The organism is Brachybacterium sp. AOP3-A1-3 (genome assembly GCF_052378285.1).
Taxonomy (GTDB): Bacteria; Actinomycetota; Actinomycetes; order Actinomycetales; family Dermabacteraceae; genus Brachybacterium.
On record NZ_JBQSXM010000008.1, the window covers coordinates 15098 to 36753 of the forward strand.

The following is a 21656-nucleotide window of genomic DNA, read 5'->3' on the forward strand; positions in this document are numbered from 1 at the left end:
TTCGCCAGGGGGAGGATGACCGATGCGTATCAAGCTCACGCTGCGCAGACCCGAGGACCGGATGACAGACCTCGAGGTCACTGCTGATGCCACCGCGACGGTGGCCGATGTGGCCGACGCGCTGTACCTCGCGGACCCGTTGCGCTATGTCTCCGAGCCCCCAGAGCTGTTGACCCTCCAGGTGCAGGACCCGGGCGCCGGGACAGGGGCGGATGGTGTGCGGAGCCTGGATCGGGAGATCGATCTGATCCAGGCCGGGCTGCGCTCCGGCAGCGTCGTCTCGATCGCACGGTCCTCGACCACCTATCGGACCCGTTCCGAATCACGCGGTGCCGCTGTGGCTCTGATGCGGATCCTCTCGGGGCCGGAAGCCGGCCGCGAGCATCCGCTGCCCAGCGGGTCGAGCATCGTCGGCCGCGAAGGTGATCTCGACATCCGCATCGCCGACCCGATGCTCTCGACGCGCCATGCTCGGATCAACGTCGGCGCGTCCATCGAGATTGTCGACCTGCAGTCGGCCAACGGGGTCGTCCTCGGCGGGGAGCAGGTGCACCGAGCGGTGATCGGTCCGGCGGACACCGTCCTGATCGGTCAGACCACGTTCTCCGTGACCGCCCTGCACCGGCTCGGAGGGACCGCCCCCAGTTCCCCGGTGGTCGAGTTCAACCGGTCCCCGCGCGTCGTGCCCCGGTTCCCGTACCGTCCCCTCAAGGCACCGACCCCGCCCAAGGAGCCGACGCCGCCGTTCTTCCCCGTGTTCATGATGTTCGCCCCGCTGCTCCTGGGCGGGCTCATGTTCGCCATGACGCACAGCCCGTACTCGCTCATGTTCGTGGCCATGATGCCGATGATGGCGACCGCCGGATACCTCAACCGGAAGCTCCAGGGCACGAAGCAGCTCGAGCGGCAAATCGCGAACTTCGAGGACGCCCTGGCATCCCTCAAACGCCGGGTGAGCGCCGCCCAGGAGCTGGAACGCGCCGTGCGCCTCGTCGAAGCCCCCTCGGCGGCGGACACCGTCGACGCCGCCTTCCGTCTTGGGCGGCTGCTGTGGACCCACCGTCCCGAGCACAGCGCCTTCGCGACGCTGCGCCTCGGACTGGGGATCGCGGAGTCCCGGGTCGGGATCGAGATGCCGGGGGAGAACGACGCGATCCCGCAGTACTACGACATGCTCGACGACATGCACGAGGAGTACCGGCTGATCGCCGGGGTGCCGATCGTCGTGCAGCTCCGCCACGCCGGGAACATCGGCATCGCCGGCGGCGGAGAAGAGGCCGACGGCGTCGCCCGCGGCATCGTCACCCAGCTCTTCGCCCTGCACTCCCCGGCCGAGATGGCGATCGCCGCGATCACGTCGCGGTCCAGCCGCGACAGGTGGGAATGGCTGAAGTGGCTCCCGCACACCTCGAGCCCGCACTCCCCGCTGCCCGGTGACCACCTCGCCGATACGCCGGGACGCGGAACAGCGCTGCTGGCGCGGATCGAGGAGCTCATCGAACAGCGCACGAGCGGTGCGGCTCCGGCGCTGCGCACCCCGGCGACCGTCGACATCACGGAATCGCCCGAGACCCCTCCGGAGCCGATCACCCCGATCCTGGTGGTGATCATCGAGGACGATGCCCCGGTGGACCGAGCCCGACTGGTGCGCATCGCCGAGCGCGGCCCCGACGCCGGCGTGCACGTGATCTGGAGCGCCTCGAACATCGCGGCCCTCCCGGCCGCCTGCCGCACCTACGTCTCGGACGAGGAGACGGCGGACGGGGCGAACGCCGGCCATGTGCGGGTGGGGGAGCGGTTCTCTCCGGTGGCGGTCGAGACCGTGTCCGTGGAGGTGGCCGCCGGGGTGGCGCGCCATCTCTCCCCGGTCGTCGACGCCGGGGTCCCGATCGATGACGACTCCGATCTTCCCCGGGCGATCTCCTACCTCGCGCTCGGCGGCATGGAGCTCGCGGAGGAGCCCCACGTCATCATCGAACGGTGGAAGGAGAACGGCTCGCTGACCACTCGTGACGGCTACGCGCCCCAGCGCCGCACGCAGGATGCGGATCTGCGCGGACTGATCGGACACAACGGGCAGGAGGCATTCCACCTGGACCTGCGCTCAGATGGTCCCCATGCCCTGGTGGGCGGCACCACCGGCGCCGGCAAGTCCGAGTTCCTCCAGGCCTGGGTGATGGGCATGGCCACCGCCCACAGCCCTGACCGGGTGACGTTCCTGTTCGTGGACTACAAGGGCGGTGCGGCGTTCGCCGATGCCATCGAGCTGCCCCATGCGGTCGGCCTGGTCACCGACCTCTCCCAGCACCTGGTGCGCCGAGCGCTCACCTCTCTGCGCGCTGAGCTCCACCACCGCGAGCATCTGCTGAACCGTAAGAAGGCCAAGGATCTGGTGTCCCTGGAACGCACCGGCGACCCCGAGACCCCGCCGAGCCTGATCATCATCGTGGACGAGTTCGCGGCCCTGGCCCAGGAGATCCCGGAATTCGTGGACGGCGTCGTGGACATCGCCGCCCGGGGTCGTTCACTGGGCCTGCACCTGATCCTCGCGACGCAGCGCCCCGCCGGAGTCATCAAGGACAACCTGCGCGCGAACACCAACCTCCGCATCGCTCTGCGGATGGCGGACGAGGCCGATTCCCAGGACATCCTCGGAGACCCGATGGCGGCGCACTTCGACCCGGGCATCCCGGGCCGAGCGGCGGCGAAGACCGGCCCCGGCCGGGTCGCGACCTTCCAGACCGGCTATGCGGGCGGCTGGACGACGGACGAGCCCGACCATGCGCGCATCGACATCGTCGAGAAGGACTTCGGCACCGGCGAGCAGTGGGACATCCCGACCCCGCCCACCACGGAGATCGCGGACCCCGGGCCCCACGACATCTCGCGAGTGGTCGCCACCGTCCGGGCCGCCTCGACGCAGGCTGGTGTGCCGGCTCCGCGCAAGCCGTGGCTCTCCGAGCTCGCCGACGCCTACGACCTGTCCCGTCTGCCGTCCCGGCGGACCGACGAGGAGCTGCTCCTGGGCGTCCTGGACAAGCCCGAGGACCAGGCGCAGCCGACGGTGGCGTACTACCCGGACAGGGACGGCAACATGGCCATCTACGGGACCGGCGGGTCCGGCAAGTCCACGACGCTGCGCACCATCGCGATCTCCGCCGCCTCGACCGTGCGCGGCGGACCCGTCCACGTCTACGGCCTCGACTTCGGCGCCTCCGGACTGACGATGCTCGAGGAGCTCCCGCACGTGGGATCCATCGTCCCCGGGGATGACGAGGAGCGCGTGATCAGACTGCTGCGCACCGTGCGCGAGCTCATCGACCGCCGTGCCAAGGAGTTCGCCCGGATCAGGGCGGGATCGGTGACCCAGTACCGCGAGCTCGCCGACGAGCCCGGTACCCCGCGCATCCTGCTCCTGGTGGACGGGATGGCGGCATTCCGCGAGGCGTACGACTACTCGAACCTGTCGAAGTGGTTCACCGCCTTCGTGCAGATCGCCACCGACGGACGACAGGTGGGCGTGCACGTCGTCGTCACCGGGGACCGTCCCACCGCGATCCCGACCTCGCTCGGCTCCTCGATCCAGCGTCGACTCATCCACCGCATGTCCAGCCCCGATGACTACGCAGGCTTCGGCGAGGCCAGGGACGTCCTGGACGGCAGCTCGCCGGCCGGCCGAGGGATCCTGGATGGGCATGAGGTCCAGGTCGCCGTCCACGGCGGCGACTCCAACGTCGCCATCCAGTCGCGGGAGGTGGCCAAGCTGGCGGAGGCCATGCGTCGGGCCGGAGTCCCTGAGGCACCCTCCATCGGACGGCTGCCCGAGCGGGTGGAGCTGTCGGACCTGCGACCGGTGGTCGCGGGACGGCCGGTGCTCGGGCTGGCCGACGAGACGCTCTCGGAGATCGCCCTCGAGCCCCGGGGATCCTTCATGGTCTCCGGCCCGACGGGTTCCGGCCGCACCACCGCGATGCTGACGATCGCCAGGGGGCTCCAGGCGCTGGAGGACCCGATGCGCCTGGTGCGTTTCTCCGCCCGCCGCACACCGCTGACCGGGCTGCCGATCTGGGACGTGGAGGGCTCGGACCCGGACACGGTCCGGGAGCTCGCGGCGCAGCTGCACCGGACCGTCGAATCCGGCGCCGTGGGGGAGGGACGGCTCGCGCTGTTCGTGGACGGCGTCGCCGATTTCACCGGGACCGGTCTCGAGGCGGACCTCGACAAGCTCGTCCGTGCCTGTATCCGGGAGGGCCAGTTCGTCGTCGGCGAGAACGAGTCGGCATCGTGGTCGCAGGCGTACGTGCTGGCCCAGCCTTTCAAGGCCGGGCGGCGAGGACTGCTGCTCCAGCCGGGGGAGATGGACGGCGAATCCCTGCTCGGCACAGGACTGGGGAGGATCCGTCGGGCGGACCTCCCCGCTGGGCGAGGATTCCTGATCCACGGCGGTCGAGCGATGAAGCTGCAGGTCGCGCAGGTGACTGGCTGAGCTGTCCGCTCGGGGGCGACGCACGGCGGACGGAGTTATCCCCAAGGGGACACGTCCCCATCGTCCAGTCGGCCACGTCGCTCTAGAGTGTGCCTCTCGACCATCGACGGGCCGGCGCCCGGCGCGAGCGCGAGTCACCAGGAAGGGGACACCACATCGTGAATGCCACGAAGGGTATGAACGTCGAAGAGGTCCGCCGGATGTCCGGCCAGCTGCGCGAAGCGGCCGAGGAGATCGGCCAGATCGAACAGGAGCTCACCACCGGCCTCGAGGGCGTGGACTGGACCGGACCGGACGCCGATCGCTTCCGGGGCCAGTGGGCGAGCGACATGGTCCCGGCGCTGCAGCGGATCATGAACTCGGTCCACGAGCTGGGCGATACTGCCGATCGCAACGCCGCCGAGCAGGACGGGGCCTCCTCGACCTGATCGCTCTCGACAGTCCCGACCTCGTGCCGGAGCGCCCCTCCGGGCAGTCGTTCTGCTCGAGATCCTGCATCGGGCTTGCTGGTATGTTTGGCGCCGTTGCCGACGGGAAGAATGGAGTTGTGAATGCCCAGGAGCATTTCGTACCCGAGCGCAGATTTCCCTGGTCCGCCACGGATCACGGTCGAGGTCCCCGACGGCTGGGAGACGCTGACGGTGCCCGGAGTCCAGCTCGCCGTGGCCCAGCCGAGGGTGGACGGCCAATTCCGCGCGAACGTCGTCGTCACGGTGCAGCGGTTCGGTCCTGAGTTCACCCTGGAAGAGGCCAGAACCGGCCTCGAGCAGCGCAAGGCCGCGCTCCCTGGGCTCGAGGAGATCGGCACGGGCGAGGTCGAGGTCGACGGCATCACCTGGATCGCCAGCGAGTACGGGTACACCCAGGAGGATCGGCCGACGGTGGTGCAGGCGGCCCGCTACGCGGTCGTCGACCGTGGTGGGGTGGCCAAGGACGTGGTGGAGCTCGTGGGCAGCTGCGGCGCCGAGCTGGCCGACGACGAGATCGAGATCGTGCGCTCCATCCAGGACTCGGTGGTCCTCGATCTGAGCTGAGGAGCCTCCGGCTCCGGACTCCCTGCACAACCCCGGTACTGCTGACGCGGTACCGGGGTTCTCTACGTCTGGGAGCTGGGAGCTGGGAGCTGGGAGCTGGGAGCTGGGAGCTGGGAGCTGGGAGCTGGGAGCTGGGAGCTGCGAGCTGGGGTCGTACCCGAGCGCGGGGAGCGACGTTGTCCACAATGGGCGGGATGGGTGGATAGTGCTCCTGGCCTGGGAAATCGGGGCGTTCTCGCGATGTGGAGGACGGTGGGTGCATGCCCCCATGGTCTCGACCCGAGCACCCGGCCTAGGGTTGCGCCATCACCTGGAGAGCCGGGGTTGAGCAGGCGGTCGCAGACCGTGGGTCAGCACGGAGCACCGCTCGGGTGGGGACCTTGGTAACGACCACATGGAGGACACCATGAAGAAGGGCATGACCCCGGAGTCCGTCGAGCAGATGGGCAGCCAGATCACCGAAGCCGGTGATCAGATTCAGCAGATCTACACCCAGATCCAGGCACGCGTCGCGGAGCTCGACTGGACGGGCGAGGACCGCGACCGGTACGTGGCCGAGTTCGATGGCGACCTCGGTACGCAGGTTCAGCAAGCGGTCACGAAGACCGTCGACCTGGCAGAGCGCGCCGTGCGCAATGCAGTTGCCCAACGGCAGGCCTCCGCCTGATCCCTCAGGGAATCCCTGATTTCTTCGGTGCAGTTTCCAGACGTTCCAGCAAGGGGTAGATGATGACTTTCAAGGGCATGAATCCGGACGAAGGGCGCGATGTGGCGACCGCCGTGAACGAGGCGGGTCGCCAGATCCTCGATCAGGTCGACGCGGTGACCGCGACGGTGACCTCGGTCGACTGGATCGGTCCCGACTACGAGTCCTTCCGGGAGGATTGGAACGGGTTCGTCTCCGGTGCGGTGAACGCACTGGTCGAGGGGTTCCAGCGCCGTTCGGAAGGCCTGACCACGCATGCGGATCAGCAGGACACCACGTCGGACATGCAGTGACACACTGACCGCGGCTCCTTGAGGTTCGCGCACGGCGCCTCCGGAGGGGCCGTGCCTCCGGAAGTCCGCGTCTCCGGATGGTTGCGCAGCCAGGAGCTCACGCGGGCAGACAGGCGACCAGTCAGACAGAAGGTCCCGTCCCCACCAGGGGGACGGGACCTTCTGTCTTGCTCGGCGCCGAGTCGTCAGAGCCCGAGTGGAATCACCGGTAGTTCACGAACTGGAGCGCGACATCGAGATCCTTGCCCTTGAGGAGCATGATCACGTCCTGGAGGTCGTCGCGGCTCTTGGAGGACACTCGCAGCTCGTCGCCCTCGATCCTCGCCTTGACTCCCTTGGGCCCTTCATCGCGGATCAGCTTGGAGATCTTCTTGGCATCCTCGGTGCTGATGCCTTCCTTGAGGCTGGCGGCCAGGCGGATCTCCTTGCCGGACTGCTTGGGCTCGCCGACGTCGAGGGACTTCAGCGAGAGGTTGCGGCGGATCAGCTTGGACTGCAGGACGTCGAGGATGGCGAGCACCCGCTCCTCCGCATTGGCCGTCATCACGATCTCGTCGCCGCTGAGGGTGATCGACGCACCGGTGTTGCGGAAGTCGTAGCGCTGCCCCACCTCCTTGATGGCCTGGTTGACGGCGTTGTCGACCTCCTGGCGGTCGAGCTTGCTGACGATGTCGAACGATGAATCTGCCACGGTGCGTCCTTCCCTCCTGCGGCCGCCCTGTGGCGGCCCTGTGGTGTCTGTCCGGCCGGAAGTGGTCCGGGGGCCTCCTGACGAGCCTGCCTGGTGGAGCGGTCAGGCCTGGTCAGGAGCCCTTGTGACCTTCTTCATGCGCCGCAGACGGCCTCTGGGTTAGCGCCGTCGGCGGAGCGCCGGTATGCTGTTTGACGTCCGCTTCCGGCGGCCACCCGATCTGATCGGGCAGGCATCGGAGGTGAACGTCTGGCAGGTTACCCGAGTGGCCAAAGGGAGCTGACTGTAAATCAGCTGGCATCGCCTTCGTGGGTTCGAATCCCTCACCTGCCACCGCGGAAGATCCACGTGATCGGATGCAGCGGAAGATCCTTGTGATCCGAAGCACGGGGACCGACCTCGAATTGCCTCGCGGCAAGGACGAGGGTAAGGTTCACCGGGTTGCCCTGATAGCTCAGTCGGCAGAGCGTCTCCATGGTAAGGAGAAGGTCAAGGGTTCGATTCCCTTTCAGGGCTCTGATGGATGCGGCGGCCCGGTCTCATTCGAGATCGGGCCGTTTCATCGGTCATGCCGGGGTAGCTCAGACGGTTAGAGCGCACGACTCATAATCGTGAGGTCGCGGGTTCGATCCCCGCCCTCGGTACCACGCCGGCTACCGCCGGAGTGCACGATCCACATCCCCCGAGTACGGGGACCCACGAGGCGCGCCGTCGGGCGCGCCACCCGGACGAAAGAGGCGAACCGTGGCGAGCAAGAGCTCTGACGTGCGTCCCAAGATCACCATGGCATGTGTTGATTGCAAGGCGCGCAACTACATCACCAAGAAGAACCGTCGCAACACCCCCGATCGGCTCGAGCTCTCGAAGTTCTGCCCGACCTGCGGCAAGCAGACGGCGCACCGCGAGACCCGCTGACCAGGTCGAGCACACTTTCACCAAAGGCCACACGGGCATGTCCCGGGTGGCCTTTCGTGCATCCAGAGCCGGTGAGCCGAGCATCAGCGGCCGGTCCCTCCGAGAGCCGTGCTGCGGCGGTCGGACGTTCCTGAGATCATCGGTCGAACAGCAACCGTCGGCCCCACTGGCCGTGTCCCCTCGGGAGATGACATGACGACCACCCCAGACCCTGCCTTCGCGGGTCGCACGTACCCGGCTGGACCCACCCACACCGTCTCGGCCGCGAAGATCTCCGAGTTCGCCCGGGCGACCGGGGCGAGCTCGCCCCTGCACACCGATCCGGAGGCCGCGCGTGCGGCTGGTCACGCCGACGTGGTCGCCCCGCCCACCTTCCTGGTCTCGCTCGCCCAGGCCACGGAGGCCCAGTACATCGAGGACCCTGCATCGGGCATCGACTTCGCCCGGGTCGTCCATGGTGAGGAGTCCTTCACCCTGCATCGGCCGGTCGTCGCCGGCGATTCGCTGGTCCCCACGCTCACCGTCGAGTCCGTGCGTGCCGCCGGCGGCCACTCGATGATCGCGACCCGCGTGGACCTCGTCGACGACTCCGGGGCTGAGGTCGCCGCTGTGCGCAGCATGATCGTCGTCCGCGGAGACTGAGCCCGCGGAGACTGAATCGTCCCGCATCCTCGATGTCCCAGGCGCTATGACCCGGGCGCAACGATCCGACAGCAACGATCCGACAGCAACGATCCGACAGCGACCATTCGGCATCGAGGACAGACCAGACCCGCCTCCAGCGGCCGCTTCGTCCCGGCCCGCGCAGAGATCCCAGGAGCAGACATGACCGCAGCACCCGCCACCCCGTTCGACCTCCCCGACCTGAGTGTCGGTCAGGAGATCGCCCGCACGCAGCATGAGATCACCCGTGACACGCTCGTGCGCTATGCCGGAGCCTCGGGAGACTTCAACCCGATCCACTACAACGATGCCGTCGCCACCGACGCCGGGCTGCCCGGCGTGATCGCCCACGGCATGCTGACGATGGGCGTCGCGGTCACCGGGCTGCTGGATGCCCTGGGCGACCCCACAGTCGTCCAGGCCTACACGGTGCGCTTCACCAACCCGGTCCCGGTGCCGGCCACCGGATCGGTGACCCTCGAGGTCGTCGCCGTGGTCGGAGCGATCGACGAGGGCGCCGGGACCGCGCGGGTGGACATCGCCGCAGAGGTCGACGGCACCAAGGTGCTCGGTCGCGCCCGCGCCACGGTCGCGCTGCCGGCCTCGGCCGCCACGACTGATCAGGGCGCCACGGCATGAGGCTCTCCGACCTCACCACGCTGCACATCGGCGGCGAGATCTCGAACCTGGTCGAGGCCACCACGGCGGACGAGGTCATCGAGGCGGTCCGCACCGCGGACGCGGCCGGAGAGCCGCTGCTGGTCCTCGGTGGCGGCTCGAACCTGGTCGCGTCGGACGAGCCCTTCACCGGGACCGTCGTGCTGCTGCGAGATCCGCAGGAGCCGCCCCTGCTCGACGCGACCTGCGAGGTCGGCGCCGCCGGTGAGCCGGACGGCATCCCCGTCGATCCGGCGGAGCTGACGCCGCTGGACCCCACCTGCGGGGGAGCGATCGTCGAGTACTTCGCGGGCGTCAACTGGGATCGGGCGGTGCGCTATGCGATCGCCCGGGAGATGGTGGGCATCGAAGCACTCTCCGGGATCCCCGGGACCGTGGGCGCCACTCCGATCCAGAACGTCGGCGCCTACGGGCAGGAGGTCGCCTCGACGATCTCCCGCGTGCGCACCTGGGACCGTGAGCAGAACGCGGTGCGCACCTTCTTCGCCGCGGACTGCGACTTCGCGTATCGCGACAGCGTCTTCAAGCGCACCCGGTATGACGGGCCCGTGCCGTCGCCGACCGGGCGCTACGTGGTGCTCTCCGTCACCTTCCAGCACACCATCGGCAGCCTCTCCGCCCCGATCCGCTACGGGCAGCTCGCCGAGACCCTCGGTGTCCAGGCGGGGGAGCGGGCACCGATGCAGGAGGTGCGGGAGGCCGTGCTCGCCGTGCGTGCGTCGAAGGGCATGGTGCTTGATCCCACTGACCACGACACCTGGAGCGCCGGCTCGTTCTTCACGAATCCGATCCTCGAGGCGTCCCGTGCGGCGGAGCTTCCCGAGGGTGCTCCGCAGTTCGACGCCGGGGACGGCAGGGTCAAGACCAGCGCGGCCTGGTTGATCAGCCACGCCGGCGTGGAGCGCGGCCACTCCGTGGGTGAGCACGCGGCGGTCTCGTCCAAGCACTCCCTGGCCCTGACGAACCGCGGCGGCGCCACGAGCGACGACCTGGTGGACCTCGCGCGCGACGTGCAGGGACGGGTCCAGGAGGCCTTCGGCATCCAACTGGTCCCGGAACCTGTCCGCCTCGGCATCGATCTCTGAGCGCGGCCTAGGATGGAGTCACGGCGCCCGTCGCCGCCCCGACCGTCACCGCAGGAGGCCCCGTGAACGTCCTCGATCAGTCCATCGCCGATCTCGATCCCGATATCGCCGCAGTCCTCGACCGTGAGCTCGCCCGCCAGCAGCGCACCCTCGAGATGATCGCCAGCGAGAACTTCGTGCCGCGCGCCGTGCTCCAGGCTCAGGGCTCCGTCCTGACCAACAAGTACGCCGAGGGATATCCGGGTCGTCGCTACTACGGCGGCTGCGAAGAGGTCGACGTCGCGGAGCAGATCGCGATCGACCGGGCGAAGGAGCTGTTCGGGGCCGAGCACGCGAACGTGCAGCCGCACTCCGGTGCGTCCGCGAACGCCGCCGTGATGCACGCCCTCGCCCGCCCCGGCGACAAGCTCATGGGCTTGTCCCTCGCCCACGGCGGCCACCTCACCCACGGCATGAAGATCAATTTCTCCGGCCGTCTCTACGACATCGTCGCCTACGAGACCGAGCCCGAGACGGGCCTGATCGACATGGACAAGGTGCGCGAGCTGGCCGTGGCCGAGCAGCCCAAGGTCATCGTCGCCGGCTGGTCCGCCTACACCCGGCAGCTCGACTTCCCGAAGTTCCGCGAGATCGCCGACGAGGTCGGCGCGGCCCTGTGGGTCGACATGGCGCACTTCGCGGGACTCGTCGCGGCGGGCCTGCACCCCAGCCCCGTTCCGTATGCGGACGTCGTCTCCACCACGATCCACAAGACCATCGGCGGCCCGCGCTCCGGCATGATCCTGTGCACCGAGAAGTGGGCCAAGAAGATCGACTCCGCCGTGTTCCCCGGCCAGCAGGGCGGCCCGCTCATGCACGTCATCGCCGCGAAGGCCGTCGCTCTCAAGGTCGCCGCCACCGAGGACTTCAAGGATCGCCAGGCCCGCACCCTCGAGGGCGCGAAGCTCCTCGCCGAGCGTCTCCAGCAGGAGGATGCGAAGGCTGCCGGCGTGAAGGTGATCTCCGGCGGCACCGACGTGCACCTGGTGCTCGTGGATCTCGTGGACAGCGAGCTCGATGGCCAGCAGGCCGAGGACCGCCTCCACGAGGCCGGCATCACCGTGAACCGCAACGCGGTCCCCAACGACCCGCGGCCGCCGCGCGTCACCTCGGGCCTGCGCATCGGCACCCCGGCCCTGGCCACCCGTGGCTTCGGGGCTGCGGAGTTCACCGAGGTCGCCGACGTGATCGCTCTGGCCCTGACCGGTGGGGAGGATCTCGAGTCCCTCCGCCGGCGCACCGCGGCCCTCGCCGACGCGAAGCCGCTGTACGCGGATCTCGCGCAGTACTGATCGGCATTGTGGGACCCGGCATCTCCGTGCCGGGTCCCCGTCGTTCCGCGGCGGTCGCACGCGCTCCTGCGCGTGTTCCGGGAGAGCAGGTCCGCTCCCGACCACCCGCCGCACCCGTCCGCCTCGCACCCAGACCACAGCACCGACATCCCAAGGAGCGTCATGACAGCTCAGATCCTCGACGGCAAGGCCACAGCGAAGACGATCAAAGAGGAGCTCGCCGAGCGCGTCGCGCGGCTCGTCGGCGCCGGGCACGAGCGCCCCGGCCTGGCCACGGTGCTCGTGGGGGAGGACCCGGGCAGCGCCGCCTATGTGCGGGGCAAGCATCGCGACAGCGAGCAGATCGGGCTCCATTCCATCCAGAAGCACCTCCCGGCCGACGCCACGCAGGCCGATGTCGAGGCCGTGGTCGATGAGCTGAACGCCGACCCGACCTGCACCGGGTACATCGTGCAGCTCCCGCTGCCGAAGCAGATCGACACCGATGCGATCCTCGAGCGGATCGATCCCGCCAAGGACGCCGACGGACTGCACCCCATGAACCTCGGCCGCCTGGTGCTGAATGCCTACACCGAGATCTCGACGCCCCTGCCCTGCACGCCGCGCGCCGTGATCGAGCTCATGGAGCGTCACGGGCTCGACCTCGTGGGCAAGGACGTGGTGGTCGTCGGCCGTGGCATCACCGTCGGCCGGTCGATCGGCGCGCTCCTGACCCGCCGCGAGTACAACGCGACCGTCACGCTCTGCCACACCGGCACCACCGACCTCCCCGCCCAGCTGCGCCGCGCCGACGTGATCATCGCCGCCGCAGGTGCCGCCCATCTGGTGCGGCCCGAGGACGTCACGCCGGGAGCAGTCGTGCTGGATGTCGGCGTCTCCCGTCAGGAGGATCCCGAGGGCGGGAAGGCGAAGCTCGTGGGCGACGTGGATCCCGCCGTGGCGGAGGTCGCCGCCTGGATCAGCCCCAACCCGGGTGGCGTCGGCCCCATGACCCGCGCGCTGCTGATGAAGAACGTCGTCGAGGCGGCCGAACGCGCCGCCGGGATCGAGGAGTCCGCATGACCCTGAGCATCGCCACCGTCAACGTCAACGGCCTGCGGGCCGCTGCACGCAAGGGAATGTCCGAGTGGCTCGCCTCGACCGCGGCCGACGTGATCACCCTGCAGGAGGTGCGCGCCCCCGAGGAGCTGCTCGCAGGGCTCGTCGGCGAGGACTGGCGCATCGTCGGATCGGCGTCGGAGCTGAAGGGCCGAGCAGGCGTCGCGATCGCCGCCCGCACGTCGCTGGGCGGCATCGACCTCGAGTCGGCCCGTGCGGGTCTGCCGGGGCTGACCGAGCCCGCCCACACCGGACGCTGGCTCGAGACCGATCTGGAGGACCCCTTCGGCGATGGCCGCGCCCTCACGGTCATCTCCTGCTACATGCACTCCGGCAACACCGAGAAGCCGCAGACCATGACCGACAAGTACGCCTTCCTCGACGGCATGATGGATCGCCTCGAGCAGCTGCGGGTCGAGGGTCGCCATGTGGTGCTCACCGGAGACATCAACATCGCCCACACCGAATGGGACATCAAGAACTGGAAGGGCAACCTGAAATCCGCCGGGTTCCTCCCGGAGGAGCGTGCCTACCTGGACCGTCTCACGTCGGACGCCGGATATGTGGACGTGCACCGCACCCTGCACGGCGACGGCCCCGGCCCGTACACCTGGTGGTCCCAGCGCGGCAAGGCCTTCGACAACGACGCGGGCTGGAGGATCGACTATCAGCTCGCGACGAAGGATCTCGCCGACCGGGCGACGTCCGCCCAGGTGGACAGCGCGCCGAGCTACGACACCCGCTGGTCCGATCACGCCCCGCTCGTGATCACCTACGCCTGAGGACGGTGCGGTCGGGCGTTCCCGTGGGAGCGCCCGGCCGCAACCGCGCCGGCGCGCGTGACGAACCAAGAATGCGCCCTGAGGGTCGATGTTCGATGGAACATCGACCCTCAGGGCGCATTTCTTCCGGGCGGCTCAGGCGTGCAAGCGGCTCAGACGCGCGTGCGGCTCAGACGCGGCCGCGGATCACAGCCTGCTTGACCTCGGCGATCGCCTTGGTCACCTGGATGCCGCGGGGGCATGCCTCGGTGCAGTTGAAGGTCGTGCGGCAGCGCCACACACCCTCCTTGGAGTTCAGGATCTCCAGACGCTGCTCACCGGCGTCGTCGCGCGAGTCGAAGATGAAGCGGTGCGCGTTGACGATCGCGGCGGGGCCGAAGTACTGCCCGTCGGTCCAGAACACCGGGCACGAGGAGGTGCACGCGGCGCAGAGGATGCACTTGGTGGTGTCGTCGAAGCGCTCGCGCTCCTCGGCGGACTGCAGGCGCTCCTTGCTGGGCTCCTGGCCCTTGGCCACGAGGAACGGCATGACCTCGCGGTAGGAGTCGAAGAACGGCTCCATATCGACGATCAGGTCCTTCTCGACCGGCAGGCCCTTGATGGGCTCGACGGTGATCGGCTTCTTGACGTCGAGGTCCTTCAGGAGCGTCTTGCAGGCCAGACGATTACGACCGTTGATCCGCATCGCGTCGGACCCGCACACGCCGTGGGCGCAGGAGCGGCGGAAGGTCAGGGACCCATCCAGATGCCACTTGATCTCGTGCATGGCGTCGAGCACACGATCGGTGCCATGCATCGTGACGGTGAAGTCCTCCCAGTAGGAGCCCTTCTCGTCCTCGGGGTTGAAGCGGTTGATGCGCAGCGTGACGTCGAAGGAGGGGATCTCCTCGACCTCGGGCTGCGGGGAGTCGGACTGGGACTTCTCGGCGACGGCAGTCATCAGAACGTGCGCTCCTTCGGCTCGTAGCGGGTGATCACGACGGGCTTGGTGCCCAGACGGATCGAGGTGCCCTCTTCTCCCTGCTCACCCTCCAGGGTGCGGTAGGCCATGGTGTGCTTGAGGAAGTTGACGTCGTCGCGCTTGTCGAAGTCCTCTCGGAAGTGGCCGCCCCGGGATTCCTTGCGGTGCAGCGCACCGAGGGCCACGATCTCCGCGAGATCGAGCAGGAAGCCGAGCTCGACGGCCTCCATGAGGTCCAGGTTGTAGCGACGGCCCTTGTCCTGGATGGCCACGGTCTCGTAGCGCTTCTTGAGCTCGACGATCTTGGCGAGAGCGACGCGGCAGGTCTCGTCGGTGCGGAACACCTGGACGTTGGCGTCCATGACCTCCTGCAGCTCGAGACGGATGTTCGCCACGCGGTCCTCCGTGGCCGGACGATCGCGGAGTCGTTCGAGCAGCTCCACCGTGGGGGCCTCGAGGTTCTCGGGCAGCTCGGCGAGCTCCACGGTCTCGGCGTGCTCCGCGGCGGCGATACCGGCGCGACGACCGAAGACGTTGATGTCCAGCAGCGAGTTGGTGCCCAGGCGGTTTCCGCCGTGCACCGAGACGCAGGCGGTCTCTCCGGCCGCGTACAGCCCCGGGATCACGTCCGTCGCGTTGCGCAGGACCTCGCCGCGGATGTTGGTGGGGATGCCGCCCATGCCGTAGTGCGCGGTCGGGAAGACGGGCACAGGATCCGTGTACGGCTCGACACCCAGGTAGGTGCGGGCGAACTCGGTGATGTCCGGGAGCTTCGCATCGATGTGCGCGGGCTCGAGGTGGGTGAGATCGAGGTAGACGTAGTCCTTCTTCGGACCGCAGCCACGACCCTCGCGCACCTCGTTGGCCATGGCGCGGGCGACCACGTCGCGGGGGGCGAGGTCCTTCAGCGTCGGGGCGTAGCGCTCCATGAAGCGCTCCATGTTCGAGTTGCGCAGGATCGCGCCCTCGCCGCGGGCTGCCTCCGACAGGAGGATGCCGAGGCCGGCGAGGCCCGTCGGGTGGAACTGGAAGAACTCCATGTCCTCCAGCGGGATGCCACGACGGAACGCCATGGCGGGGCCGTCACCGGTGAGGGTGTGGGCGTTCGACGTGGTCTTGAAGATCTTGCCGAAGCCGCCGGAGGCGAACACGACGGACTTCGCCCGGAAGATGTGGATCTCGCCGGTGGCCAGCTCGTAGGTGACCACGCCGGAGGCGCGCACGCCCTCGTCGGTGCGGGGATCGCCCGTCATGAGGATGTCGAGCACGTAGTACTCGTTGAAGAACTCCACCTGCTGCTTCACGCAGTTCTGGTAGAGGGTCTGCAGGATCATGTGGCCGGTGCGGTCCGCGGCGTAGCAGGAGCGGCGCACGGGCGCCTCGCCGTGCTCACGGGTGTGCCCGCCGAAGCGCCGCTGGTCGATGCGCCCCTCGGGGGTGCGGTTGAACGGCAGACCCATCTTCTCCAGGTCGAGCACCGCGTCGATGGCCTCCTTGGCCATCACCTCGGCGGCATCCTGGTCGACGAGGTAGTCACCGCCCTTGACGGTGTCGTAGGTGTGCCACTCCCAGTTGTCCTCCTCGACGTTGGCGAGGGCGGCGCACATGCCGCCCTGCGCCGCACCGGTGTGGGAGCGCGTGGGATAGAGCTTGGTGACGACAGCGGTGCGGGAATTCTTGGAGGATTCCAGGGCGGCGCGCATGCCGGCGCCGCCGGCGCCGACGATGACCACGTCGTAGTTATGGGTCTGCATGTCTGGTGACTGCTCCGTTTCGGGGTCGACCGGTGAGAACTGTGTCGGGAGCCGGACCTGCCGGCCCCCGTGGGGAGGCCGTCAGCCTGCGCAGAAGGAGGGCAGCAGGCTGGGCTCGGCGCCGACGGGGCACGGGTTGAAGGTGAAGATCACCAGGGTGCCCAGGATGACCGTCACGACGACCGCGAAGTACAGCAGGCCCTTGAGGGTCAGCCGCAGCGTGGAGCTGCGCGCGTAGTCGTTGATGATCGTGCGCACGCCGTTGCCGCCGTGGAACAGGCCGAGCCACAGCATCAGGAGGTCCCAGACCTGCCAGAACGGGTTGGACCACTTGCCGCCGACGAAGGCGAAGTCGATGCCCTTGACGCCTTCGCCGAGCCATAGGTTCACGAAGAGGTGGCCGAAGACGAGGATCACGAGCAGGACACCGGAGACGCGCATGAACAGCCACGACAGCATCTCCGAGTTGATGCCGCGCTGGCCGGTGCGGCTGTAGCGCGTCGTGGGATCAGGAATCGAGGTTGCAGACTGTGCACTCATCATCAGGCTCCGAACATGTGCATGAGCTGACGGGGGACGAAGCCGACCATCAGGACGGCCCAGACGATCACGACACCCCAGAACAGGGCCCGCTGATGCGTGGTGCCCTTGGACCAGAAGTCCACGAGGATGATGCGCAGGCCGTTGAGGGCGTGGAACACGATCGCGGCGACGAGACCGATCTCGCCGAGACCGAACACGATCGTCTTGTAGTGGCCGATCACCTCGTTGTACGCCTCGGGAGAGACCCGCACCAATGCGGTATCGAGGACATGCACGAGCAGGAACAGGAAGATGAGCATTCCCGAGATGCGGTGAGCGACCCAGGACCACATGCCTTCGCGACCGCGATAGAGCGTCCCGGATTGGGCTGATGCCACGGAGTTCCTCCAGAAGCGACGGGTGAACGCCGGGAACGGGATGCGTCACCGCAGAGGTGGGGCGCGCGGGCCCCCGGGGGTTGCCCGGACGGCCTTCGCGGCGCTCGAGGCACCCCGTGGGCACCTGGTTCACGACACGGCGACATCATCATCGCCCCCGACAGGGGCAGAGTCAGCGTAGCACCGTGACGTGCAGGTCGGGGGCACCCTGCGGGGCCCGACGACACGTCCGGAAGTCCCTGCGACGGGCTGCTTCCCGGCCCGGATACGCTGGGCAGATGCCTGAGGCTCCGTTCGTTCCCGTGATCCCGGCCGGCGGTGCCGGCACCCGATTGTGGCCGCTCTCACGCCGTGCCCGACCGAAGTTCCTCCTGGACCTCACCGGGAGCGGCGCCTCGCTCCTGCAGCAGACCGTGCGGAGACTGGCACCGCTGGCGGACCGCCCACCGATCATCGTCACCGGGCACGACCACGCCCTCGCGGTGCAGGAGCAGCTGGACGAGATGGACTCCCCGAGCTCCGGCGCGTGGGCCCGGGTCGTCGCCGAGCCCGCCCCGCGCAACTCGATGCCGGCGATCGCGCTCGCGGCGGCGCTCGTGGAGCGGGAAGAACCCGACGCGGTGATCGGCTCCTTCGCCGCGGACCATCTGATCGCGGATCAGGAGGAGTTCGGCCGCACCGTCGCAACCGCGCGCCGGGCCGCGGAGCACGGCTTCCTCGTCACCCTCGGGATCCGGCCGACCTCTCCGGCGACCGGCTTCGGGTATATCGAGCAGGCCGAGGTCGAGAAGTCAGCAGCTGAGCAGGCCGGGGGCGGGAGCTCCGGGGGAACGTCCGGGGCGGGACCGACGGCTCTTCGCGCGCTCGGCGCGCTCCCGGTCTCGCGGTTCGTGGAGAAGCCGGACCTGGTCACCGCCGAGCAGTTCGTCGCGGCCGGGACCTTCTTCTGGAACGCCGGCATGTTCGTGGTGCGGGCCCGCGTGCTGCTGGACGAGCTCGCCGCGCAGATCCCCGGCCTTGCCCGGGGAGCGAGGGAGATCGCCGCGGCCGCCGGCACCCCGGCGTACAGCGAGGTGCTGGCCCGGATCTGGCCCACTCTGACGTCGATCGCGATCGACCACGCCCTGGCCGAGCCCCTTGCCGCGGCGGGACGGGTAGCCGTGGTGCCTGCCTCCTTCGGCTGGGACGACGTCGGCGACTTCGCGGCTCTCGCCCGTCAGCTGCGGGAGTGGGGTCCGGAGGGCGAGGAGTCTGCTGTCCGGGTGCTGGGCACCTCGACGGTCGATGCCATTGCCTCCACAGCCACGGTGTACGGTTCCACCGATCGTCATATCGCCCTGGTCGGCCTGCAGGGAATCAGCATCGTGGACACCGAGGACGCCCTGCTGGTCCTCGCCGATGAGCAGGCACAGGATCTCACCCGGCTCGTCGGCCTGCTCGACGAGCACGGACGTGGTCACCTGCGCTGAGAACCGTCGGACAGCGGACGTCGGCGGCCGACGACGGCCAGAGCGTCGATCCGGACGACGCATCGATCGGGCCGACGCACCGATCCGGTCGACGCATCGACAAGACATGCCACGGCATGGACGACCAGTGGGAACGGGGAGTGGACAAGGTGGAGCAGTCGCAGCAGGTCCTGCTGGGAACCGCGGAGCAGCGGTCGATGCTGGGACCGGAGGGTCTCATCGCGCGCACGGTCACGGAGAAGGCCGACGAGCTGCGCGATGTGCGTCGCCACCTCCACCGTCATCCCGAGCTCTCCCACGAGGAGCACGCCACCACCGACTACGTCGTGGACCGCCTCTCCGCGCTCGGGCTGTCCCCGCAGCGGCTCGCGAGCACCGGAGCGATCTGCGACATCCCCGGCAGCGAACCGGATCTCGCACCGATCGCCCTGCGCGCCGACATGGACGCCCTCGGCATCCCCGAGCTGTCCACCGTCTCCTACCGCTCCACGGTCGAGGGCGTCTCCCACGCCTGCGGCCACGACGTGCACATGAGTGCCGTGCTCGGTGCGGCGACCGCCCTCGTCCGCGTCGCCGAGGCCGGTGCGCTGCGGCGTGGGGTGCGCCTGGTGTTCCAGCCCTCGGAGGAGATGCATCCCTGCGGGGCGCTGGATCTCATCGGTCAGGGCGTCGTGGACGGCGTGGACTCGATCCTCGCGCTGCACTGCGATCCGGGTGTGGACGTCGGCCATATCGGGTTGAAGTCCGGACCGATCACCTCGGCCACCGACCCGGTGTCGATCCACGTGCGCGGCGCCGGCGGCCACACCTCGCGGCCGCATCTGACCCAGGACCTCGTGTACGCGCTCGGCTCGATCGTGACCCAGCTCCCTGCGGCGCTGACCCGTCGGATGGATCCCCGCTCCGGGGTGAACCTCACCTGGGGGAGCATCCACGCGGGATCCGCGTTCAACGCGATCCCCAGCAGCGGCACCCTCGAGGGGACCCTGCGCTGCTTGGACCACGATGCCTGGGACAGGGCCGAAGAGCTGCTGGAGTCGGTTCTCGCCGACCTCGTGCGCCCCTGGGGCGTCGACGCCCGGGTGAACCATGATCGTGGAGTGCCGCCGGTCTCGAACTCGACCACCAGCGTTGACGTCCTCACCGCCGCCGTGACCAGCGTGCTGGGCCGCGAGAACCTCGACCCCACCGCACAGTCCCTGGGCGGGGAGGACTTCGCCTGGTACCTCGAGAAGGTCCCCGGTGCTCTGGCGCGCTTGGGCACCAGGACCCCGGGCGGGCGCACCTACGACCTCCACATGGGCGACCTGATGATCGACGAGCGCGCCATCGGCATCGGCGCCTCGGTGCTGGCGAGCGCCTGCGTGCAGCGAGACCTCGCCGTCGGCTGACCCGTCGGTCCCTCGACACAGCTGATCCGGTGACGCTCCCGCCCGCCGACCTTCCGGTCGGCGGAGCCGCCGAGACGCCTCCGGCCCTGCGGCACGACGACGTATCCGCGTCGATTTCATAACGGTTCCCGGCCAGCACCGAGCGCGGCCACCGGGAGCCTCCCGGCACGGCTATGGTCCGAGGCGGAACGCGACAACGCTGTCGCCCGAGACCTACCGGGGCCCGATCGGCCCCGACTCTCCAGCGGAGGAACCCCCATGAAGAGCATCACGCGTGCGCTCGCCCTCACCGGGGCCGGCGTCCTCACCCTCGCATCGTGCGGCACAGCACCTGAGGAGGGCGGCGGCAGCAGCGGCAGCGATGCCGGCGGCGCCTCGAGCGACTACAAGGCCTGCATGGTCTCGGACTCGGGCGGCTGGGACGACAAGTCCTTCAACGAGTCGAGCCACAACGGTCTCAAGGCCGCGGTCGAGAACCTCGGCATCGAGCAGGCCGAGGCGGAATCCACCACCGACTCCGACTTCGCCCCGAACATCAACAACATGGTCACGCAGGGCTGCGACCTGATCGTCACGGTCGGCTTCCTGCTGGCCCCCGCCACCGGCGCCGCCGCCGAGGCCAACGCGGACACCGACTTCGCGATCGTCGACTCCACCGCGCAGGACGCCGACGGCAACCCCGTCGAGCTCGACAACGTCAAGCCCCTCGAGTTCAACACCGCCGAGGCCGCGTTCCTGGCCGGCTACCTCGCCGCGGGCATGACCGAGACCGGGAAGGTCGCCACGTACGGCGGCATGGACCTCCCCACCGTCACGATCTTCATGGACGGCTACGCCGACGGCGTCGCGTACCACAACGAGACCAAGGGCACCGACGTCGAGGTCCTCGGCTGGAACAAGGAGACCCAGAAGGGCTCCATCGTGGGCACCTTCGAGGACCAGTCCAAGGGCAAGGCCGTCTCCGACGAGTTCTACAACGCCGGCGCGGACATCATCATGCCGGTCGCCGGACCGGTCGGTGCAGGCACCCTCGCCTCCGCCAAGGAGGGCGAGGACCGCACCGTGATCTGGGTCGACTCCGACGGCTTCGAGACGAACTCGAGCGACGAGGACGCCCAGGACGTCATCCTCACCTCCGTCATGAAGGAGATGGACACCGCCGTCGAGGACGTCATCACCACCTCCGCCGACGGCAAGTTCGACGCCACCTCGTACGTGGGCACCCTCGAGAACGGCGGCGTGGGCCTGGCCCCGTTCCACGAGTTCGAGGACGACGTCCCCGAGGAGCTCTCCACCGAGCTCGAGACCCTCAAGCAGGACATCATCGACGGCAAGGTCACCGTCGAGTCCGACGCCTCGCCCAAGGCTGCCTGACCCCTCCGGAGCACGGCGGTCCCGG

Annotated in this window: 20 protein-coding genes and 3 tRNA genes; 18 read left to right on the top strand and 5 right to left on the bottom strand. The window is 68.9% G+C overall.

What is annotated here, in order from left to right; genetic code table 11:
* Positions 1–22 precede the first annotated feature (22 nt).
* The 5 genes from ACT3T5_RS11910 (at position 23) to ACT3T5_RS11930 (ending at position 6519) form a co-directional block, all read left to right on the top strand.
* Positions 23–4486, top strand: coding sequence for an FtsK/SpoIIIE domain-containing protein (locus ACT3T5_RS11910; RefSeq protein WP_444594436.1), 4464 nt, complete (start codon positions 23–25; stop codon positions 4484–4486).
* Between the two features lie 158 nt (positions 4487–4644).
* On the top strand, positions 4645–4914 hold the full coding sequence (locus ACT3T5_RS11915; RefSeq protein WP_444577822.1) for a hypothetical protein: 270 nt from the start codon (positions 4645–4647) through the stop codon (positions 4912–4914).
* A gap of 123 nt (positions 4915–5037) precedes the next feature.
* On the top strand, positions 5038–5520 hold the full coding sequence (locus ACT3T5_RS11920) for a hypothetical protein (protein ID WP_444594437.1): 483 nt from the start codon (positions 5038–5040) through the stop codon (positions 5518–5520).
* Positions 5521–5926: 406 nt separating this feature from the next.
* A complete protein-coding gene (locus tag ACT3T5_RS11925) occupies positions 5927–6187 on the top strand; it encodes a hypothetical protein (RefSeq protein ID WP_444577824.1) in 261 nt (86 codons plus the stop codon).
* Positions 6188–6246: 59 nt separating this feature from the next.
* Positions 6247–6519: a hypothetical protein gene (locus ACT3T5_RS11930; RefSeq protein WP_444577825.1), complete on the top strand. Its 273-nt coding sequence runs from the start codon at positions 6247–6249 to the stop codon at positions 6517–6519.
* Positions 6520–6721: 202 nt separating this feature from the next.
* On the opposite strand, the gene ACT3T5_RS11935 is transcribed toward ACT3T5_RS11930, so the two are convergent.
* Positions 6722–7210, bottom strand: coding sequence for a YajQ family cyclic di-GMP-binding protein (locus ACT3T5_RS11935; protein WP_444594438.1), 489 nt, complete (start codon positions 7208–7210; stop codon positions 6722–6724).
* Positions 7211–7461: 251 nt separating this feature from the next.
* Between ACT3T5_RS11935 and ACT3T5_RS11940 the strand changes: the two genes are divergently transcribed.
* The 10 genes from ACT3T5_RS11940 to ACT3T5_RS11985 all read left to right on the top strand — a co-directional run bounded on the left by ACT3T5_RS11940 (position 7462) and on the right by ACT3T5_RS11985 (position 13762).
* Positions 7462–7543: transfer RNA gene (locus ACT3T5_RS11940), tRNA-Tyr, on the top strand.
* A 110-nt stretch (positions 7544–7653) separates the two neighbouring features.
* Positions 7654–7726: transfer RNA gene (locus ACT3T5_RS11945), tRNA-Thr, on the top strand.
* Between the two features lie 54 nt (positions 7727–7780).
* Positions 7781–7857: transfer RNA gene (locus ACT3T5_RS11950), tRNA-Met, on the top strand.
* 97 nt (positions 7858–7954) lie between these two features.
* A complete protein-coding gene (rpmG, locus tag ACT3T5_RS11955) occupies positions 7955–8125 on the top strand; it encodes a 50S ribosomal protein L33 (RefSeq protein WP_029360274.1) in 171 nt (56 codons plus the stop codon).
* 192 nt (positions 8126–8317) lie between these two features.
* Positions 8318–8767: an FAS1-like dehydratase domain-containing protein gene (locus ACT3T5_RS11960; protein WP_444594439.1), complete on the top strand. Its 450-nt coding sequence runs from the start codon at positions 8318–8320 to the stop codon at positions 8765–8767.
* 183 nt (positions 8768–8950) lie between these two features.
* The gene (locus ACT3T5_RS11965) at positions 8951–9427 is read left to right on the top strand and encodes a MaoC/PaaZ C-terminal domain-containing protein (RefSeq protein ID WP_444577828.1); all 477 of its coding nucleotides are present in this window, start codon (positions 8951–8953) and stop codon (positions 9425–9427) included.
* Positions 9424–10551, top strand: a complete 1128-nt coding sequence (locus ACT3T5_RS11970) for a UDP-N-acetylmuramate dehydrogenase (RefSeq protein ID WP_444594440.1) — start codon at positions 9424–9426, stop codon at positions 10549–10551. The genes ACT3T5_RS11965 and ACT3T5_RS11970 overlap by 4 nt, the downstream gene beginning before the upstream one ends.
* A 62-nt stretch (positions 10552–10613) precedes the next feature.
* Positions 10614–11882: a serine hydroxymethyltransferase gene (glyA, locus tag ACT3T5_RS11975; protein ID WP_444577830.1), complete on the top strand. Its 1269-nt coding sequence runs from the start codon at positions 10614–10616 to the stop codon at positions 11880–11882.
* Positions 11883–12044: 162 nt separating this feature from the next.
* Complete coding sequence (locus tag ACT3T5_RS11980) at positions 12045–12944, top strand: bifunctional methylenetetrahydrofolate dehydrogenase/methenyltetrahydrofolate cyclohydrolase (protein ID WP_444594441.1); 900 nt, start codon at positions 12045–12047, stop codon at positions 12942–12944.
* Entirely contained in the window at positions 12941–13762 is an 822-nt protein-coding gene (locus ACT3T5_RS11985; RefSeq protein ID WP_444594442.1) for an exodeoxyribonuclease III, read from the top strand. Before ACT3T5_RS11980 ends, ACT3T5_RS11985 begins: the two co-directional genes overlap by 4 nt.
* Before the next feature lie 169 nt (positions 13763–13931).
* On the opposite strand, the gene ACT3T5_RS11990 is transcribed toward ACT3T5_RS11985, so the two are convergent.
* The 4 genes from ACT3T5_RS11990 to sdhC all read right to left on the bottom strand — a co-directional run bounded on the left by ACT3T5_RS11990 (position 13932) and on the right by sdhC (position 17397).
* On the bottom strand, positions 13932–14702 hold the full coding sequence (locus tag ACT3T5_RS11990) for a succinate dehydrogenase iron-sulfur subunit (RefSeq protein WP_444577833.1): 771 nt from the start codon (positions 14700–14702) through the stop codon (positions 13932–13934).
* On the bottom strand, positions 14702–16477 hold the full coding sequence (gene sdhA / locus ACT3T5_RS11995) for a succinate dehydrogenase flavoprotein subunit (RefSeq protein ID WP_444577834.1): 1776 nt from the start codon (positions 16475–16477) through the stop codon (positions 14702–14704). The genes ACT3T5_RS11990 and sdhA overlap by 1 nt, the downstream gene beginning before the upstream one ends.
* A gap of 81 nt (positions 16478–16558) precedes the next feature.
* Positions 16559–17017 (bottom strand): succinate dehydrogenase, hydrophobic membrane anchor protein, encoded by a 459-nt coding sequence (gene sdhD, locus ACT3T5_RS12000; RefSeq protein WP_444577835.1) that lies wholly within the window; start codon positions 17015–17017, stop codon positions 16559–16561.
* Positions 17018–17019: 2 nt separating this feature from the next.
* On the bottom strand, positions 17020–17397 hold the full coding sequence (gene sdhC, locus ACT3T5_RS12005) for a succinate dehydrogenase, cytochrome b556 subunit (protein ID WP_444577836.1): 378 nt from the start codon (positions 17395–17397) through the stop codon (positions 17020–17022).
* Between the two features lie 278 nt (positions 17398–17675).
* Between sdhC and ACT3T5_RS12010 the strand changes: the two genes are divergently transcribed.
* From ACT3T5_RS12010 to ACT3T5_RS12020, 3 genes are all read left to right on the top strand, one after another.
* The gene (locus tag ACT3T5_RS12010; RefSeq protein ID WP_444594443.1) at positions 17676–18866 is read left to right on the top strand and encodes a mannose-1-phosphate guanylyltransferase; all 1191 of its coding nucleotides are present in this window, start codon (positions 17676–17678) and stop codon (positions 18864–18866) included.
* Positions 18867–18982: 116 nt separating this feature from the next.
* Entirely contained in the window at positions 18983–20257 is a 1275-nt protein-coding gene (locus ACT3T5_RS12015; RefSeq protein ID WP_444577838.1) for a M20 family metallopeptidase, read from the top strand.
* A gap of 258 nt (positions 20258–20515) precedes the next feature.
* Positions 20516–21631: a BMP family lipoprotein gene (locus ACT3T5_RS12020; protein ID WP_444577839.1), complete on the top strand. Its 1116-nt coding sequence runs from the start codon at positions 20516–20518 to the stop codon at positions 21629–21631.
* Positions 21632–21656 lie beyond the last annotated feature (25 nt).